This window comes from Pedobacter sp. B4419 (assembly GCF_059693725.1).
Window position 1 is genome coordinate 840437 of sequence record NZ_JCASSL010000002.1, and the last position, 17900, is coordinate 858336.

19 protein-coding genes are annotated in these 17900 nt (G+C 42.2%); 15 read left to right on the forward strand and 4 right to left on the reverse strand.

What is annotated here, in order from left to right; genetic code table 11:
* Nucleotides 1–44 precede the first annotated feature (44 nt).
* From AC570H_RS15200 to AC570H_RS15225, 6 genes are all read left to right on the forward strand, one after another.
* Nucleotides 45–842: a sterol desaturase family protein gene (locus AC570H_RS15200; RefSeq protein ID WP_497356290.1), complete on the forward strand. Its 798-nt coding sequence runs from the start codon at nt 45–47 to the stop codon at nt 840–842.
* Complete coding sequence (locus AC570H_RS15205) at nt 832–1617, forward strand: SDR family oxidoreductase (protein WP_497356292.1); 786 nt, start codon at nt 832–834, stop codon at nt 1615–1617. Before AC570H_RS15200 ends, AC570H_RS15205 begins: the two co-directional genes overlap by 11 nt.
* Nucleotides 1618–1730: 113 nt before the next feature.
* Nucleotides 1731–2282, forward strand: a complete 552-nt coding sequence (locus AC570H_RS15210) for a fasciclin domain-containing protein (RefSeq protein WP_497356294.1) — start codon at nt 1731–1733, stop codon at nt 2280–2282.
* A gap of 198 nt (nt 2283–2480) precedes the next feature.
* Nucleotides 2481–3359: a cupin-like domain-containing protein gene (locus AC570H_RS15215; protein WP_497356296.1), complete on the forward strand. Its 879-nt coding sequence runs from the start codon at nt 2481–2483 to the stop codon at nt 3357–3359.
* Nucleotides 3360–3396: 37 nt separating this feature from the next.
* Entirely contained in the window at nt 3397–4041 is a 645-nt protein-coding gene (locus AC570H_RS15220) for a hypothetical protein (RefSeq protein ID WP_497356298.1), read from the forward strand.
* Between the two features lie 60 nt (nt 4042–4101).
* Nucleotides 4102–4719, forward strand: coding sequence for a sugar O-acetyltransferase (locus AC570H_RS15225; protein WP_497356300.1), 618 nt, complete (start codon nt 4102–4104; stop codon nt 4717–4719).
* Nucleotides 4720–4874: 155 nt separating this feature from the next.
* Here the strand turns inward: AC570H_RS15225 and AC570H_RS15230 are convergent, their stop codons facing one another.
* Together AC570H_RS15230 and AC570H_RS15235 are read right to left on the reverse strand one after the other, a co-directional pair.
* Complete coding sequence (locus tag AC570H_RS15230) at nt 4875–5423, reverse strand: hypothetical protein (protein WP_497356302.1); 549 nt, start codon at nt 5421–5423, stop codon at nt 4875–4877.
* Between the two features lie 44 nt (nt 5424–5467).
* A complete protein-coding gene (locus AC570H_RS15235) occupies nt 5468–5899 on the reverse strand; it encodes a YybH family protein (RefSeq protein WP_497356304.1) in 432 nt (143 codons plus the stop codon).
* A 101-nt stretch (nt 5900–6000) separates the two neighbouring features.
* Here AC570H_RS15235 and AC570H_RS15240 point away from each other — a divergent pair, with 101 nt between their 5' ends.
* The 9 genes from AC570H_RS15240 to AC570H_RS15280 all read left to right on the forward strand — a co-directional run bounded on the left by AC570H_RS15240 (nt 6001) and on the right by AC570H_RS15280 (nt 15018).
* On the forward strand, nt 6001–6801 hold the full coding sequence (locus AC570H_RS15240) for a carboxypeptidase-like regulatory domain-containing protein (protein WP_497356306.1): 801 nt from the start codon (nt 6001–6003) through the stop codon (nt 6799–6801).
* Complete coding sequence (locus AC570H_RS15245) at nt 6798–7760, forward strand: XAC2610-related protein (RefSeq protein ID WP_497356308.1); 963 nt, start codon at nt 6798–6800, stop codon at nt 7758–7760. Before AC570H_RS15240 ends, AC570H_RS15245 begins: the two co-directional genes overlap by 4 nt.
* 1 nt (nt 7761) lies before the next feature.
* A complete protein-coding gene (locus AC570H_RS15250) occupies nt 7762–8145 on the forward strand; it encodes a ribosomal maturation YjgA family protein (RefSeq protein WP_497356310.1) in 384 nt (127 codons plus the stop codon).
* A gap of 3 nt (nt 8146–8148) precedes the next feature.
* On the forward strand, nt 8149–8814 hold the full coding sequence (locus AC570H_RS15255) for a suppressor of fused domain protein (protein ID WP_497356312.1): 666 nt from the start codon (nt 8149–8151) through the stop codon (nt 8812–8814).
* 15 nt (nt 8815–8829) lie between these two features.
* Entirely contained in the window at nt 8830–9723 is an 894-nt protein-coding gene (locus AC570H_RS15260) for a CbrC family protein (RefSeq protein WP_497356314.1), read from the forward strand.
* A gap of 375 nt (nt 9724–10098) precedes the next feature.
* Nucleotides 10099–11190, forward strand: a complete 1092-nt coding sequence (locus AC570H_RS15265) for a vWA domain-containing protein (protein WP_497356316.1) — start codon at nt 10099–10101, stop codon at nt 11188–11190.
* An 89-nt stretch (nt 11191–11279) separates the two neighbouring features.
* Entirely contained in the window at nt 11280–12764 is a 1485-nt protein-coding gene (locus AC570H_RS15270) for a P-loop NTPase family protein (protein ID WP_497356318.1), read from the forward strand.
* A gap of 23 nt (nt 12765–12787) precedes the next feature.
* The gene (locus AC570H_RS15275) at nt 12788–14038 is read left to right on the forward strand and encodes a metallophosphoesterase (RefSeq protein WP_497356320.1); all 1251 of its coding nucleotides are present in this window, start codon (nt 12788–12790) and stop codon (nt 14036–14038) included.
* An 89-nt stretch (nt 14039–14127) separates the two neighbouring features.
* Nucleotides 14128–15018 carry a UbiA prenyltransferase family protein gene (locus AC570H_RS15280; protein ID WP_497356322.1) on the forward strand — a complete coding sequence of 297 codons (891 nt, stop codon included), beginning with the start codon at nt 14128–14130 and terminating at the stop codon, nt 15016–15018.
* A 425-nt stretch (nt 15019–15443) separates the two neighbouring features.
* Here AC570H_RS15280 and AC570H_RS15285 read toward each other — a convergent pair whose 3' ends face one another.
* Complete coding sequence (locus AC570H_RS15285; protein ID WP_497356324.1) at nt 15444–16133, reverse strand: response regulator transcription factor; 690 nt, start codon at nt 16131–16133, stop codon at nt 15444–15446.
* A gap of 85 nt (nt 16134–16218) precedes the next feature.
* Nucleotides 16219–17895 carry a sensor histidine kinase gene (locus tag AC570H_RS15290; RefSeq protein ID WP_497356326.1) on the reverse strand — a complete coding sequence of 559 codons (1677 nt, stop codon included), beginning with the start codon at nt 17893–17895 and terminating at the stop codon, nt 16219–16221.
* Between the last annotated feature and the right edge of the window lie 5 nt (nt 17896–17900).

Here is a 17900-nt window from a genome sequence, read left to right on the forward strand (position 1 = left end):
AGCATTTTCCGTAATTTTGTAATCATCCTCTATTTTCAATATTTATGACTTGGGAAAATCTTTTTAAATTTTCTTTTCAGGTAGGTACTCGTTATTTCTTTATTGCTGGCCTTGCTTTCCTGATCTTTTACATCTTATTTAAGGAACGATTCAGCGGCCGAAGGATTCAGACCAAAATGCCAAAAATGTCTGACCATAGGCGAGATATTTTCTATTCGGTTATTACCATTTTGATTTTTGGCGCCTTGCCGGTCATATTTTTAACCAATGATGCCGTAAGGCCCTATACGCAACTTTACCAAAACATTAGCGATTATGGCTGGGTCTATTTCTTTTTGGCCTTCCCGCTCATGTTCCTCATCCACGATACTTATTTCTACTGGACCCACCGGATCATGCACCATCCTAAACTTTTTAAGCTTTTTCATTTGGTGCATCATAAATCTACCAGTCCTACACCATGGACTGCCTATTCCTTTCATCCTTTGGAAGCCGTTGTAGAAACAGGCATTTTTGTGATCATCATCTTTATCATGCCTGTTCATGAGCTCCATTTGGCGGTTTTCTTTTTCATTATGTTCGTGTACAATGTATATGGACATTTGGGCTATGAGCTCTTTCCAAAACGCTTTCACAAAACCTGGGTAGGCAAATGGGTAAGTACTTCTGTGGCGCACAACATGCACCATCAATATTTTAAGGGCAATTATGGTTTATATTTCTTATTTTGGGATAGGTGGATGGGCACTTTGAGACCTGAATATGATGAGAAATACGAAAAGGCAACCGCAGCTAAATCCGCCAAGCCACAAGACTTAGCAGAGACCTCAAATGAAGGATAAAATAGTTTGGATTACGGGCGCCTCCTCAGGCATTGGCGAAGCTTTGGTTTATGCCTTTAATGCATTGGGTGCCAAACTCATCATCTCATCTCGAAACCGGGATGAATTGTACCGCGTAAAATCAAATTGCAAGGCTCAGATCGATGTGCATGTTTTATCGCTTGATTTGGCCGATACTGATTCATTGCCTGCAAAAGCCGCAGACGCCTTGCGCATTTATGGCAGGGTGGATATCCTCATCAACAGCGGTGGGATTAGTCAGCGGGGTTTGGCACTGGAAACAGATTTGGCTACCGAGCAAAGACTCATGACCGTTAATTTTTGGGGAACCGTAATCCTTAGCAAAGCAATTTTGCCACAGATGCTAGCCAGAGGCAACGGCAGCATTGTAGCGGTAAGCAGCTTGGTAGGCAAGTTCGGCACCAGGTTTCGCTCGGCCTATTCAGCGTCTAAGCATGCACTACACGGCTATTTCGACTCCCTTCGCATTGAAATAGACAATCCCAATATCCAGGTACTCTTGGCCTGTCCCGGCTTTATCAAAACTAAGGTAACCATTAACGCCCTTACGGCCAACGGCTCGGCACAAGGCACCATGGACAGCGCACAAGAAAACGGCATGTTGCCCGAAGTTTGCGCACAGGCCATCATCAAAGCCATCGAGCACAAAAAAGAAGAAGTTTATATTGGCGGAAAAGAAACCAAAGGCGTATTGCTCAAGCGCTTCTTTCCTAGGCTATTCTCTAAAATTATTCGCAAGGCCAAGGTTACCTAGGCCTCTTTAAAAATTCAATATCCTGATAATCAGTTAATTTAAAAATATTTTCTGCTTGTAAAAATCCGGATATTCCTGTGTTGCGTATCTCTTTTCAAATCAAAATCAGAAACATGAAAAGAATATTCCTATTTGCAGTTGTCGTAGTAGCTATGGCATGCTCAACCCAAGTCAAAGCCCAAAATAATCCTATGGTAGGTGGTGCAGCTATGTACCCAACCAAAGATATTGTGGACAATGCGGTTAACTCTAAAGACCACACAACTTTGGTAGCTGCGGTTAAGGCTGCCGGCTTGGTAGAAACCTTAAAAAGCGCAGGACCGTTTACGGTATTTGCACCAACCAATGAAGCATTTGACAAATTGCCTGCAGGTACCGTTGGCACATTGGTTAAACCAGAGAACAAAGCTACATTGACCAAAATTTTAACCTACCACGTAGTTGCTGGCAAAATGGGCAGCAAAGAAATTGCGGCAGCCATTAAAGCTGGCGGTGGCAAAGCCGAGTTAACTACCGTACAAGGTGGCAAGCTATGGGCATGGATGGAAGGCAAAAACCTGATGCTTAAGGACGAAAAAGGAGGGACAGCCAAAGTGACGATTAAAGACGTATTTCAAAAAAATGGGGTAATCCATGTAATTGATACTGTTTTAATGCCTAACTAAGCAAAGCTTAATGCCAAAACCAGAGCGTCGCGATTTTTCGTGGCGCTTTTTTGTTTGATGGGCTTTTGCAAAAATCATTGTATTATCATAGTGTTAACATTTTATGTACAAAGCATATACTTTTCAAATTTTAATTTACATTTTTGTGTTTGGAGGAAGAACAGATCCTTGCTCCCGTACGACTAATATTGCCACACTATGAGCTTTATCTTAAAACCGGTTGATACCGTTGAAAACATTAGCAGAGAAGATTTCAAGAAAAATTATCTTGATGCAAGACGCCCATTGGTAATCAAAGGATTAACTAAAGACTGGCCTGCCCGCGAAAAGTGGACAACAGAATATTTAAAGGAAATTGCCGGAGAACTAGAGGTGCCCCTCTATGACAACTCGAAGGCAGATCCGTCAAAACCGATCAATGCGGCAACTGCACATATGAAATTTGGCGATTATCTGGATTTGATCAAGCGCGAACCAACGGAATTAAGGATTTTCTTCTTTAACCTCTTCAAAAAAGTTCCGAGCCTGATCAACGACATTAAAATTCCGAAAGATTTGATGGGTGGCTTTATCGAGAGCATGCCGGCCATGTTTTTTGGCGGCTCCAATTCGGTAACCTTCCTGCACTACGACATCGATTTGCCACATATCTTCCATACCCATTTTGGTGGCCGTAAGCACATCATCTTGTTCGACTACAAATGGAAAGATCGTTTATATTGCTTGCCAAATGCAACCTATGCATTAGAAGATTACAAAGTAGACAATCCCGATTTCGAAAAATTCCCTGCATTAAATGGTGTAGAAGGCTATGAAATATTTTTAGAGCATGGCGATACCTTGTTTATGCCTACCGGAATGTGGCACTGGATGAAATATGTAGACGGTTCGTTCTCTTTAAGCTTAAGGGCTTGGGATCAGTCGATCAGCAGAAAAGTAGCCAGCGTTTGGAGCTTGTTTAGACACGGTGCTGTAGATAGCTTGATCAAAATGGCATTTAAAGAAAAATATGCCAACTGGAGAGAGAAAAAAGCAGTTAAAGTTGCCGAAAGGGCTTTGGCCAAAAACAGACCATAACAACCAAATATAAAATACCAAAACGGGACGCTCAGCAATGAAGTCCCGTTTTTCATTTAAAGCACGCATGGCCGACTTTGATTTGAATCTATACATGAGAACGCTGTTCGAAAATCATTTCTCCTTTTTAAAGGAGCATGGGTTTTCTGATTTTTCTCAAAAACGGCCTACTCACAACCCCCGGAGTGATTTTCATTTTGTCAGTACCAATAAACACGTTGAGATTGATATTTCGTTCGAATCGATAACCACTCCTTTCTCTGCCAGCCTGAACAATTATGGCATCATAATGCTCGACCTCAACAATCAGACTATTGCGGCATACAATGCCAATTTCAATCCATTTAATTTTACCAATGTCCGTGATCAGCTTCATGACGAATATTTAGGCGAGATTGCTTCTATTTTACAACGACATATTAACGTTCTTTATGGCGATACTTCCCAACTGGAAGAAAATACTCAAATTTATAAGGCAACGTTAGACAAGGCGGAGATAGAACGAAAAATAAAGCAACAATTGTTCACTTGCACATTTGATAGTTTATGGGGCCTTTGTATTCACGAATCTGCTTCTCTCGAAGAGATTAGGGCCTACCTGATTGGTTTGAATGATCCACAACTCAATAATATCGAAGTAGTGGATTGGGATGGCAATAAAGTAGCGTTTTCGCTGTTCTAAAACAGATCGTACCTAGTAAGCTTCATTAAATTTAACCACATTTCAAACCAGAATAAATCCATGGAACAAACTCCTCTTACCGAAAAACAAAAAATGCTGAGTGGCAAAGCCTATCAAGCCGGCGATGCCGAATTATCCAAAGAAAGATTAAAGGCAAGGGAAATTGTTTTTGAGTTTAACAGCCTGGCGCCAAAATTCATCAAGCAGCGCAAAGAATTGCTGAAAAGGCTCTTCGGCAAAACCGAAAAGATGTTTTATGTAGAACCACCATTCAGGTGCGATTATGGCTACAACATTGAGATTGGTGATAATTTTTATGCGAATTTCAACCTGGTTATTTTAGACTGCGCCAAGGTAAGCATCGGCAGCAATGTGTTTATTGCGCCCAATGTAGCCATTTATACTGCAGGGCATCCGATACATCCGCATTTAAGGAACCAGGAATTTGAGTGGGCACAGCCGATAAGCATTGGCGATAATGTTTGGATTGGGGGCAATGTGGTGATCAATCCAGGTGTTACCATCGGTAGCAACACGGTAATCGGTTCGGGTAGCGTGGTTACCAAAGCCATTCCAGACAATGTATTCGCCGCCGGCAATCCCTGCAAAGTCATCCGTGAGATTACCGATGCAGATAAGGACTTTTATTACAAAAATTTCAAGCTGGATGAGTTTTAAAAGTTCAGAAAGCACTTTAGTTAAGCGCCTCTAGATTCATTTGTTTGAACATTCTGATGGGTGTGGACACCCGTCAGTGGCATCCCTAGAAGTAGACGTCTACACCCACCTTTTGCTATAAAAATATTTTAAACGAGCCTTAAATCCGGCTAACTTTAATCTAGCTTAAATGATTTTAATGCCGAATCCAAAACCTTCGCATTCTCCTTTTTATCCTTTACGGAGCCGTTAAAAACAAATGCACAAGTATGATTTTGGGTATTAAAAACAGTAATGCTGCCCGAATTGCGCGTATTGACGATCCGGGTTTCAAATTCGACCCTTAATGCAGTAATTGTATCTATTTTAATTTTAGTTACCTTATCAAGCAGGCCAAACTCTATTTTCCGCTTGTTATGGCTAGCCCTCAAGTTGTTAATGTAGGTATCCATTATCTGGGTTAGACTATCCGTTTTTTCCACCTTTGTAATAACCAGATAGGTTTCCTTGCTCAAAGGTTCTTCATTGCTGGCAGAAATCAGCCTACCATTGGCAACACCTTCAACTGCCTTGTCTTTGGTTACTTTCCAATACTTTGGCAAGCTAATGCTTAAGCCGTCCTTTACGTACTTTTTGTATTCTTTATCAGCGCCCGATTTGTAATTGCAGGCCCCAAGCAACAATAAACCAAAACACAAGCACAATGCACTTTTTAAGTTTTTCATCTGTCTATTCGGTTTGTTTTTCATTTCGACAGGCTATATTTAAACTAGGAACTATGGTCTACCACTACTTTCCATTGGCCATCAATTTTGCGCAACAACAAGGTAAAGTAACCTTTAAGTTCATCCTTCTCCTGTTTTACGTGCCAACTGCCCAATACAAAGGCCTTGTCTTTCGCTAAAAAATCTACTTTTTTAATACCAAAGGTGAGCAAACCCATTGCGGCTTTATTGGGATAGCCTTTTTTGTAGTTATCTAACGTTTTTTGCCAGCCGTAAGTTGGTCCGCTTTTGCCCACAAAAAGCAAGCTGTCGCTTTTCCAATAACCTTGCATAAAAGCTTCGATATCTCCTTTGTTCCAATCGCCACGTTGTTTTTCGAGCAGGTCTAAAATGGTTTGCCTATCGGCTTTGCTTTGCGCAAATGCGCCAATACCAATGGTACAGAGCAAACAAACTATAAATATTTTCTTCATCATTGCTGGTTCGGGTTAAATCAATTGATACTTGAAGATAGGATTATTTTCTAGCTACCAAAAACTGGTTCGACATTTGTGCAAGCATTTACAGCCAACAAACGATGAAAAACAAACTGCCTTATTTTTTAATGCTGCTCCTATTCTCGTCCTGTATTTCGCGCATGCGGAGTCCGGGATTAACGGGTACGGTTGTAGATTATGATGGACAGCCACTAGTCAACTGCCAGATCGACTCCGGAATTTTTACCGATTCCCAAGGCAGGTTCAAAGTAGCCGAACTCAGGTATAGGGCATTTTTCCTGACCGAAATCTTTCAGATGGAAGCGCCACCTTCCCACTTTGAAGTCAGGGTTTCCAAAGCTGGCTATGTAACCCGGATGCTCAGCAGCTTTAGTTCTTTTGGTGGTGCGAGTGCAAAAGGCACAACGGTTAAACTCGACACCATTTACCTGCGCAAAACCAATGAGGACCTTAAGCTCGAAAAACTGATGCAGCAGCAATGGCAATTTGCCATTAACCCAACCAACGATACATTGTTTCTAGTGTCGCCCAAGCAACAAAACATGGCTTTAGATTTTCACAAAAACGGTATCCATCAGCAATACCAGCGCAACAGTTATCCCTATTATTATGCACCTTCTAACAAAACAGACAGTCTTGTACGTAAGGAATACCTATGGAAACCATGTGGCGATAATGCCTTTACCTGCACCAAAACCGTACAGTATACCGCTCAACATCAAAGCAGTGCCAAACTCAATGATACCATTGAAGTGAAAGGCCGTTTCAAAACCATGGGCAATGTTGTCCGTTTTACGGCTAAAGTACCCGAACTCAACAGCAGCTACAAGGTTGATACCTTAGACCGCGATTTTATTGTGCTTACCAAACAGAAACCATGAAGATTAGCTACTTATTGTACATCCTTGTTTTTTTAAGTGCCTGCAATGGCAATGATTCCAGCAAAAAAGCCACGGATACTACTGGTTTAACCGATGGGACCGTCGTTGTCGATACTGTTTTAACGGAACCTGGGCAAGATGAATTGGCTGACCAGAAGCTGATTCAGCTAACCAAACAGGCCTTTGCCGACAGCGGCAAATTTATACCGGTACGCCCCGAGGTCATGAGGCATCTTCAAACTGCCGATGGCACATTTTTAAATATAGCAACCGCCATCTATAACATCAGGGGCAATTACCTTATACCGGCCAAAGACGGAGAACCCGAACACTACGCCAATTTTGATGGCTTTCAGAAAGGGAAAAATCTTTTCTTTAAGGGCTATAATCCCGAGAGCACCTACGAACCGCTTTACCATTTTAAAGGAACCCTAAATACCGATAGCGGTTCGGTAGCCGGCTCGTGGATCATTACGAATAAAGATGGTTCAGGTGAAGAACCCGTAAAGTTTGTGCCTATTAACTATCAGCCGAACCCCAGGTTAAACTTTCGTTTGTTTACGGTTGAAATAGACCACGATTTATATGTCAGCAAGATAGAAGTACTAGACGAGGCGAAGACACAAATTCAGGTACTCGATGGGTTTATAGCCCGGCCTCTTGTAGCAAATCTCTTTCTGGAAGACCTTAATTTTGACGGCTGGTTTGACCTGCGCCTGCGAAAAGACAGTGGCGCCCATTTAAACGGCAAAGACCAGGATCTTTTTTGGCTTTACAATCCCGCTACAAAACAATATGAACCCGCTTCCTCTTTTAACAACCTTAGGGTAGACTATTCCCATATTGACGAAAAAACACAGACCCTCATCTTATCAAAAAGAGGTGCCGACAACCGATCGGATTTCCTTGCCTTTAAGTTTAATGGTTTAAATCCTTACGAAGTAAAATCCCCTTATTAACATGCTCCGCTTTAATTTCAAGTACCTCTCTATTGCCATCCTCATCTTCATTGTCGAAGTGCTCATTGCCCTTTATGTACATGATGCCATCATTAGGCCCTACATCGGCGATGTGCTAGTGGCCATCTTGCTCTACTGTTTCGTCAAGAGCTTTATCGATACGCCTGTTCTTCCAACTGCAATTGCCGTACTGCTTTTCTCCTACCTCATCGAAATCCTCCAATACTTTAAATATGCAAAATGGTTCGGCCTGCAGGATTCCGATTGGGCCAGTGTAGTTATGGGTACTTCCTTCGCGTGGACAGATTTGCTCGCCTATACCATCGGCATAGCCATTGTATTGATTGCAGAAGGCTACTTCATTAAAATAAAGTCAACTCCGTAAAATATGAACGAATTTTTAGAAAAGTTTAGCAACAGAAATTACTTTGACGAGCATCCAGAAATCATTGCCAATCACCTGGACAAGTTCTATCCGTCTGAAGAAGTTTCGGTTTTCCATGAAATGGCCTCTTTCGATTTTCACTTGGATGTTTACTTTATCAATTCGCCAAAAGACAATTTTAATATACTGCTTACTTCAGGCATGAGCCTATTAGAAATGAGCGTGCCAGACCGTGTAGAAAACAAGGAGCAGTACAAGTTTGCAGAACTGATGATTTTGTTGCCAAAATCGATAGCGTTTGGCCAGGTAACCGGCCAACATAAAAACGATTGGATTATTGCCATGCTCAAGGAAACCGCCCGTTTCCCACACCATCATGATACGTGGCTGGCAATTGGACATACTTTACAAGCAACGGCCGAAATGGAACCCTATAGCGAAGAAACCAACTATACGGGAGTGGTCATTTTGCCATCGGTTACTTTTGGCGATGACTTTACCACAATTAAAGCCGACGAAGCAACCATAAATATCTATTCGGTTTTCCCGCTCTATAAAAACGAAATGGAGTATAAAATTGAGAATGGCTATAATGCACTGCTAGACAAACTCATAGAAAAAGACGGCAAAGAGGTCTTCAATAACACTAGAGCAAATCTTTTATACTGAATTTAACGGCAAATTATGGAAAAGCAAATCGAAAAGCTAAAAGAACTCAACATCCTGATCGGAAAGGCCATTTCCAAAAGCAACAAGTTTTGGTTTGAGCACAATTTGCCTTCCCAATTATCGATGCCCCTGTTCGAAGAGGCAGAAGCCAAGCTAAGGGCTATCCTTAAGGAATATCCAAATGACGCCAATTTTTGGCGCATGTACTGCAACGTTAAAACTTACATGATGGATTTTGGCGAAGCTATTGAGGCGCTGGAAAAAGCCATTGCTATAGAAAACAAGCAAAAAGACAAAACTCAGTTGCTGGAATTGCTTCAGCATAAAGATGTGCCAAAGCCTAAGGCAAAAGTTAAGAGAACCAAAAGCGAAGTAGCAAAAAGAGCAGTTCCCTTTTTTAAATACCATCCAGAACCAACGCTAACCGGCGCTTTTGAAACTGATACCATTGTAACCTGCGACTGCTGCAACAAGCCTACCGATATTTATTATACCAATCCGTTTTTTAGCGTAGCTGATATTGACGCCTTATGCCCTTGGTGTATCAAAGATGGAAAGGCTGCCCAAAAATTTGATGGAACCTTTCAGGACGATGCCAATTTAGATGAGGTTGATGATCCAGAAAAGCTGAAGGAGCTGGTCGAGCGGACACCGGGCTATAATGGTTGGCAGCAAGAATATTGGCTGGCACATTGCAATGATTATTGCGCTTTTAAAGGCTATGTGGGTTGGCAGGAAATTGAAGACAAGCTCGATCAGTTTGCAGATCTCGAAGGCGATCTTGCTTCGGCAGGCGGAATTACACTAGCCGAGCTGCCCAACTATTTACGAGACAATGGCTCTTGCCAAGGCTATCTTTTTCAATGCACCTGCTGCAACAAGTACAGGTTGTACTACGATTTTGATTAGCATACCACGAACCGTCATCCCCCGAATTTTCATTTTTTAGAAAAGCAAGTGTGTTGTTTCATTTTAACAGTTAGCCCTGCTTTTCACTACAAGTCCTCTTCCCGATGTAAAATAGGGATTGCGGGCTTTCCGTTTCAATCAGGTTTAGGAAACAAGGGTTATTGCTCCTATGTTCGGTTGCACTGGCCTACACTCATAGCCCTGATTGCAACGGCATCCTTTTTTTGCCTCCGAAGCAAAATGAATAAATCAATGACTAGTGAACTAATGACGCCAATGAACCAAGGCTATTAATTGAGGCCTCTCAAAAATGACATCAGGCTTAAAATACTCTTCGGCTAAACTTTTAACTTCGGTATTCCGTTTATATAGTCCATGAGAGGTTTCCAATTTTCTAAATTCCTGCCCAACGAGTTGCCCAAAGGGGGCTTCGATGAAATGCTCAAGCTTTTTACCGAACTGCTCAACTACACCGCTGGCGATGCCGGCGAGGCATTGGCATGGATGAACGAGCTCGACAAAAAATACAAGTTTACCAATAATGACTACGCCATGGGCGATTTTATTGACGACTTGAAGGAAAAAGGCTACCTGAAAGAAGAAAACGGCGAAGCAAAGATTACGGCCAAAACAGAACAGACCATCCGTAAATCGGCATTGGAAGAAATTTTTGGCAAACTTAAAAAAGCCGGCAAAGGCAACCACAACAGCAATATTTCTGGGGTAGGCGAAGAGAAAAATGCCGACAGAAGGGAATATTCTTTTGGCGACAGCCTGGATCAGATAGATATGACGGCTTCCATCCAAAATGCGCAAATTAACCATGGCATCGGCAATTTTACCTTAACCGAGCGCGATTTGGAGGTAGAGGAGAAAGACTACAAAACCCTTACTTCTACCGTGCTGATGATTGATATTTCGCACTCGATGATCTTATACGGCGAAGACCGCATAACCCCGGCCAAAAAAACGGCCATGGCTTTGGCAGAGCTCATTAAAACCAAGTACCCAAAAGACACTTTAGACATTGTGGTTTTTGGCAACGATGCCTGGCCAATTACCATCAAAGATCTGCCCTACCTGCAGGTTGGCCCCTACCATACCAACACCTTGGCGGGCTTAGAATTGGCAACCGACCTCTTGCGCAGGCGCAAAACGCACAACAAACAGATTTTTATGATTACCGATGGCAAGCCCACCTGCCTAAAGGAAAACGGCCGTTACTATAAAAACAGCATGGGTTTAGACCGCAAGGTAATTGGCAAAACATTAAATATGGCCGCCCAGTGCAAACGCCTAAATATTCCGATTACTACCTTTATGATTGCCCAGGATCCTTACCTGCAGCAATTTGTAAGGCAGTTTACGCAGATCAACGGCGGCAGGGCTTTTTACAGCTCATTAACCGGCTTAGGCGAATACATTTTTGAAGATTACATAAAAAATAGAAGAAAAACCGTAAAATAGACAAAAGAGCAAGGAACAAGGATAAAAGATTAAAGCCCTAAACAGTACTCAATCTTTGCTCGTTGTTCCTTGTTCCTTACTCCAAAAAGATGCAAGCAAAAACCCTAGGCGAACTCAAAGCCACCAACTATAAATCGCTCAGCGTTAAAGACGAGCTCAGAAAAAACCTTATTAAACAACTGCAGCTCAAAGAAGCTGGCTTCGAAGGGATTTTAGGCTATGACGAAACCGTAATTCCCGAGTTGCAGACCGCCATTTTATCCCGCCATAATATTTTGCTGTTGGGTTTACGCGGACAGGCCAAAACCCGTATTGCACGTTTAATGGTTAATCTGCTCGACGAATATATTCCTTACGTAGCCGGAAGCGAGATTTTTGACGATCCCTTGAATCCTATTTCCTGGCATGCTAAAAATGAAATTGCCCAAAAAGGCGACGATACCCCGATTTTATGGCAGCACCGCAGCGAGCGCTATACCGAGAAACTGGCTACGCCAGATGTAACCGTGGCCGATTTGATTGGCGATGTTGACCCGATTAAAGCCGCTACGCTGAAACTGACCTACAACGATGAGCGCGTAATCCACTTCGGACTGATCCCAAGGGCACACCGTAGCATTTTCGTCATCAATGAACTGCCCGATCTGCAGGCGCGTATCCAGGTGGCGCTCTTTAACATGCTGCAAGAGAAAGACATCCAAATCAGGGGTTTTAAATTACGTTTGCCATTGGATATTCAATTTGTATTTACCGCAAACCCTGAAGACTATACCAATCGTGGCAGCATTGTTACGCCGTTAAAAGACCGTATTGAGAGCCAAATCTTAACCCATTATCCTAAATCAATCGATATTTCGAGGAAAATCACTTTTCAGGAAGCTCGGTTAACCGAAGAGCAGCAAACGCTGATTGAAGCTGACGGATTGGTGAAGGATCTGGTAGAGCAAATTGCTTTCGAAGCACGCAAAAGCGAATATATCGACCAAAAATCGGGCGTGTCGGCACGTTTAACCATTTCTGCTTATGAGAATTTGATCAGTACTGCCGAAAGAAGGATGCTGATTAGCCATGAGCCACGCACCTTTGTTCGTTTATCGGATTTAAGTGGCATTATTCCCGCCATTACCGGAAAGATAGAATTGGTTTACGAGGGAGAATTGGAAGGACCTGCCAAGGTAGCGCATACCTTGATTGGCAAAGCCATCAAACAGTTGTTTGCCCGCTATTTTCCAGATCCAGAAAAGGCCAAAAAAAGCAGAACTGCCAATCCTTATACCAAAATAACCGAGTGGTTTACCGATGGAAATACGATAGATATTGCCGATGACCTGAGCACAGCCGAATACCAAAAAGCCTTAATGGGTGTAGATGGACTGCATGAAATGGTGCAAAAATTCCATCCCAAGCTAAGCGAAAACCAAACCCTGCTCCTCATGGAATTTGTATTGCATGGCTTGGCAGAATTCTCTCAGCTGAACAAAAACTACCTGAACAGTGGTTTTGGCTTTGCCGATATGTTCGACAGTTTGTTCAATGCCGACCTTAGTGATGAGGATGAAGAAGATTTTAGGTAATTTTAGCATTTCAGCAACAATATATGGGTCGTAGCTTTTTTTTATCTATTCTTTGTCTGGTTGTTCTCGCACTAGATTTCTATTGTTATTATGCAATACTGAACGTTTTTAAAAAATGGTCGGCCAAAACCAGGCGCATTTTTAGCTATATCTGGTGGGGCATTAGCATTTCGTTGATTATCGGTGTATTTTGCGCCATCTATCTTAATCTCTTCTTAACCATCAGGGCGATTATTTTAGTGGCTTTTTTCTTGATGTCTACCGCCAAGGTATTTATGTTGCCTTTTTTGTTGATAGACGATCTGAGAAGGCTTTCGATGCGTATTTTTCGACGAACGAAAAAGAAAACACCAGAGCCCGTTGAGCCTATTGCCGGTGAACCTATTAGCCGTTCGGCCTTTTTGGTAAAAGCTGGATTGGTAGCAGGAGCCATTCCGCTAAGTTCTTTGAGCTGGGGCATTATTTCTGGTGCCTACGATTACCAAGTAAGAAAAGTGAAATTGGTACTACCCAATTTGCCCAAGGCTTTCGACGGCATTACCATGGCCCAGATTTCCGATATCCACTCGGGCAGTTTCTACAATAAAACAGCAGTTAAGGGCGGTGTAGAAATGCTGATGGCCCAAAAGCCTGATTTTGTATTTTTCACCGGCGATTTGGTGAATAACCTGACCAGCGAAGTAAAAGACTATCAAGACATTTTTGCTAAGGTAAAAGCACCTTTGGGCGTCTATTCTACCCTGGGCAACCATGATTACGGCGATTATCATTTTGGCAGAGAAAGTTCTCCTGCCAAGGTTAAGAACCTTCAAGACATGATAACCACCCACAAAATTATGGGTTATGATTTGTTGATGAACGAACATCGTCGCCTAAAGGTCGATGGAGAAGAAATCGGCATTTTAGGTATTGAGAATTGGGGCATGGGCCGTTTTCCTAAATACGGAAAAATGGAATTGGCCACTCAAAACACCGACGACCTGCCTGTAAAGTTATTGCTCTCGCACGACCCTTCGCACTGGCGTGGAGAAGTGCTGGAAAAATATCCTCAAATTGATGCCATGTTTAGTGGCCATACCCATGGAATGCAGTTTGGCGTAAGGCTTGCAGCATACCAATGGAGCCCGGTACAATACATTTATAAAGAATGGGCCGGACTTTACCGAGAAAAGCAGCAACAATTGTATGTTAACGTAGGCTATGGCTTTTTGGGCTATCCAGGACGTGTAGGAATTTTACCAGAAATTACGATATTTGAATTAACCAGAGGTTAATTATTTAATGATTGAATTTTGAATGAGCGAATGTCTCCATTCAATCACCCTTTCCTTCAATCATTCTGTAATTCACTCATTATATGCGCATGTTCAAAAGAGCACTTTTTTCAATTCTGGATTTTCTGCTTTTCAGCAATTTATTTATTGCAGTTTGTGCGGTTGCCCAGGGCATGGTTACCTATTTGCTTTTAAAATTGCCTCCACAGCCTTATGTATTGGCTTTCCTGTTTTTCTCTACCTTGCTGGTGTATAATTTGAGCATGCTCTTATCTAAGCCTGCAGATCCTCAGAAATCGCCTTTTAAAAGGGTAAGATGGATTTTCTCCCACCATAGGCTGATTATCTCCATTACATTGATTGCCTTCCTCTGTCTCGTTCCCTTGGGCTTGTTGTACCTTAGTTTTCAGGCAGAACTTTTAATGGGCTTTGTGGGCTTTATTGCCATTGCCTATAACCTTCCCTTTTTAACAATTAACCATAAAAAAATCGGGCTAAGAAACCTGCCTGGAATTAAATTGTTCCTGATTGGCTTTGTATGGTCGGTAAGTTGTGTGTTGTTGCCTATTGTAGAGCTGGAGAACATTTATGGCATTTCTGTTTCCATGAGCGAAACGTTTTTGCTCGTAGCCAAACGCTTTCTGTTCATCTGCGCCATTACCGTTCCTTTTGATATCCGCGATCTTTTTCAGGACAAATTGTACGAGCTTAAAACCATTCCGGTCATGCTGGGCGAGAAAAAGGCATGGATCTTTTGCCAGGCCCTACTGGCACTTTACTTGGTGTTGCTGGTGCTGTTTACCAAGGATATTAACCTTGATGTAATCGGACTGGCCCTTACCGTCATCTTAACGGGCTGGCTTATCTTCAAATCGCACCTTAAAAGAAACGAATACTATTACTTCTTTTTTCTGGACGGCACCATGGCGCTCCAATGCGTCATCTTATTAGGTTGCAGCCTGCTGGGCAAGCTTTTTTAACAAACACATAGCCACAAACCGACAACTGTTCTGGGAGCGCAGTACCTGAGCAACGATTAAAGACAGTCCGGCTTTCCGCTGTATCTTTTTGCCTCAGTGGCAAAAAGGATGACGCTTCAATCTGGGCTATTTGACTTGGGCCAGTGCAAGGAGCGGAGGCCGTTGTTTCTCAAACCCGATAGGATGAAAAGCCCGAAGCCGAGGCACGAGGCGAGGACTTGGAAGGATAGCGGGACTAATGTTCAAATGAAATACTGCCACTGCTTTCCGTTTAAAACAGCTGGTGCAAATAGGCCTTAGCTCTCTGGTTAGATCTCTGATCAGGCCCGGGATGATGAATTGCTTCGGTACTCAAACATTAAGGCACAAAAAATCCTGAACTTCCTCCTTCTCTTTGTCGAAATCAGTAATTCAGGATCAAATTTTTATCCGGCATTAAAGCGGTAGCCGATGCCACGAACGGTTTGCAGCAACTGCGGGTTATCTGGATTGAGTTCTATCTTTTTACGCAGCCTTACGATGTGCATATCGAGGGTTCTAGTATTTACGTCAGAGTTGTATCCCCAAACCACCAACATCAGTTCATCACGGTTGATGACCTTATTAGGGTTGCGCAAGAAATAAAGCAGAATTCTGTTTTCTAAAATGGTCAGCTCTATTTTTTTGCCATCGCGAAACAGCGTATGGATATTTGGATGATGCTCCATATTGCCAAAACGATGAATTTCTGAACGATCGTTATTGAGCAGGAACTTCACTTTACTATCGAGCATGGCCACCAAAACATCCATATTGAAAGGTTTGGTTACATAGTCTGAAGCGCCAAAATTATAGGCATCGATCTTGTCTACGTCTTGTGCCTTGGCGGTCATCATAATCACCAAGCCTTCATAGCCCTGCTTGCGTACTTCTTCGCAAACCTCAGAACCTTCTTTGCCCGGCAACATCCAATCCAGCAGCACAATATCGGGCTTTTCGTTAACGATGGTTTCTATGGCTACAAGGCCATCACTGTTTTCCAGCACTTCGTATCCTTCTGCCTGTAAACGGTGCACCACCAAGAAGCGAAGATTTTCATCGTCTTCAACAATCAGTATTTTAATTCCTTTAGACATTTTTTTTAAATTTTAAGGTTGGAATATTGAAAGGTTGGAAAGTTTTGCAACATTATTCAACATGCTAACATTTAACTTTTCAACGTTACAACTCACTATTATATGGTAATACAATTTTAAATTCTGTTCCTTTGTCTACTACGCTCTTAACAGAAATTTCGCCATCCATAAAGTTAACCAGTTCTTTGCAAAAAGCCAAACCCAGGCCTACACTTCCGTTCTGGTTATAGCGGTTCTGAACGCGATAAAACTTTTTAAAGATATGAGTTATTTCCGAGGATGGAATACCAATGCCTGCATCTTTAAACCTGAACACCACGCGGTCTTTAATAAGGCGTGCGGTAATGTGCAGCTTTTTATGGTTGGCCGGCGAGTATTTGTAGGCATTTTCGGCCAGGTTATCAAACAAGCTGCCTAATAGCACCGGATCGGTTATAAAAGTCTTAAAGCCATCTACTTCATAGGTAAAATCGAAATCCGGATGCTTGAGGCAGTGCACATCAACGGTACTTTCGATAAATTCCTCTATATTAATTTCATCCCTGTTCAGGATAATGGCCTTGTTTTCGATTTGGGTAAAGGCCAGCAACTTGTTCATCAGGCCATTTAGCTTATCGGCTTCCTCATCCAATATTTTGCCGTACAGCTTTTGTTCGCGCTCGCTAATGCTCGAGGCGCTTTTGATGTTGTTCCCAGCAATTTTGATGACACTCACCGGGGTCTTAAACTCGTGGGTAAGATTGGTCAGAAAATCATATTGCAACTTAAACATTTTATGGTTGATGTTCAGGTTTCGGTAAATGAGGAAAGCCACCAATACCAACACGCCATAAAACAAAAGCAAAAGGGCCGCTATCGGCAAAAAATAGCTGAATATCTCCTTTTTGACAAAAGATTTAGAAGAGACGAAAAAAAGCTTAAACTCAGAAAATGCACCAGGCAGGGCAATTTCGCCGGTCACATATTCTGAAGATGCATCTAAAGGATCGTAGGTAATGGGCTCTATCCTGATGTTCTGGTATAAAAGCGGACGGGTATTTTTAATGGTGATCTTGCTCGGGTCGAGTTCAAAAGAAAGCAGGTCTTGCTGATAAACAGGTTCCGAATCCAATTTTTCAGACACCATTCTCTTGTAGGTTTTTAACAGCTCCGGACTTGGAATATTGAAATAATCGATCTTGTTAGACCTGATATTGGCAAAGTTACTGAACAGTTTATCTTGACTGGGCACTTTGGCCGTATCCAGTTTCTGCACAAAGTTGATGAGCTTTATGGCCGAGGCATTAAAATCTTCGGCTTCGCTATAATTTCTGCCTTCGTTTTCGCTAAACAACTTGATCGAATCCTTGGGCACCAAACTCCCAAATTGATACACGCTTTTAATGCCAATGGAGAAATTACCTGCATTGAGACCGTTTTCTTCATATTTTACGTTCCTTATCTCGGTATCATAAAAAATTACTTTCGATACAAAAGGATATTGGAGCAAAATGGTGTCGACAAATTTGGAGGCGGTTGCCGAATCCAAAAATCCATTGTAATAGGAAATTTCGGGCAGCTTGTTCAAAAAGAAATCGTTATAAGGCTTAATGCTTTCTTCCAACACGTTGGCTTTGGCAGAAACAAAGTCGTTTTCTATATTCTTTTTGCTGTAGTTAAATGCCAGAAAAAGGGAAAGCACAAACAAGATGGAAATCAAGACAATAAAAGTTACGATCAGCGAAAAATTCTTGCGATATCCGGTATCTTTTTCTGAAACCATTTCAG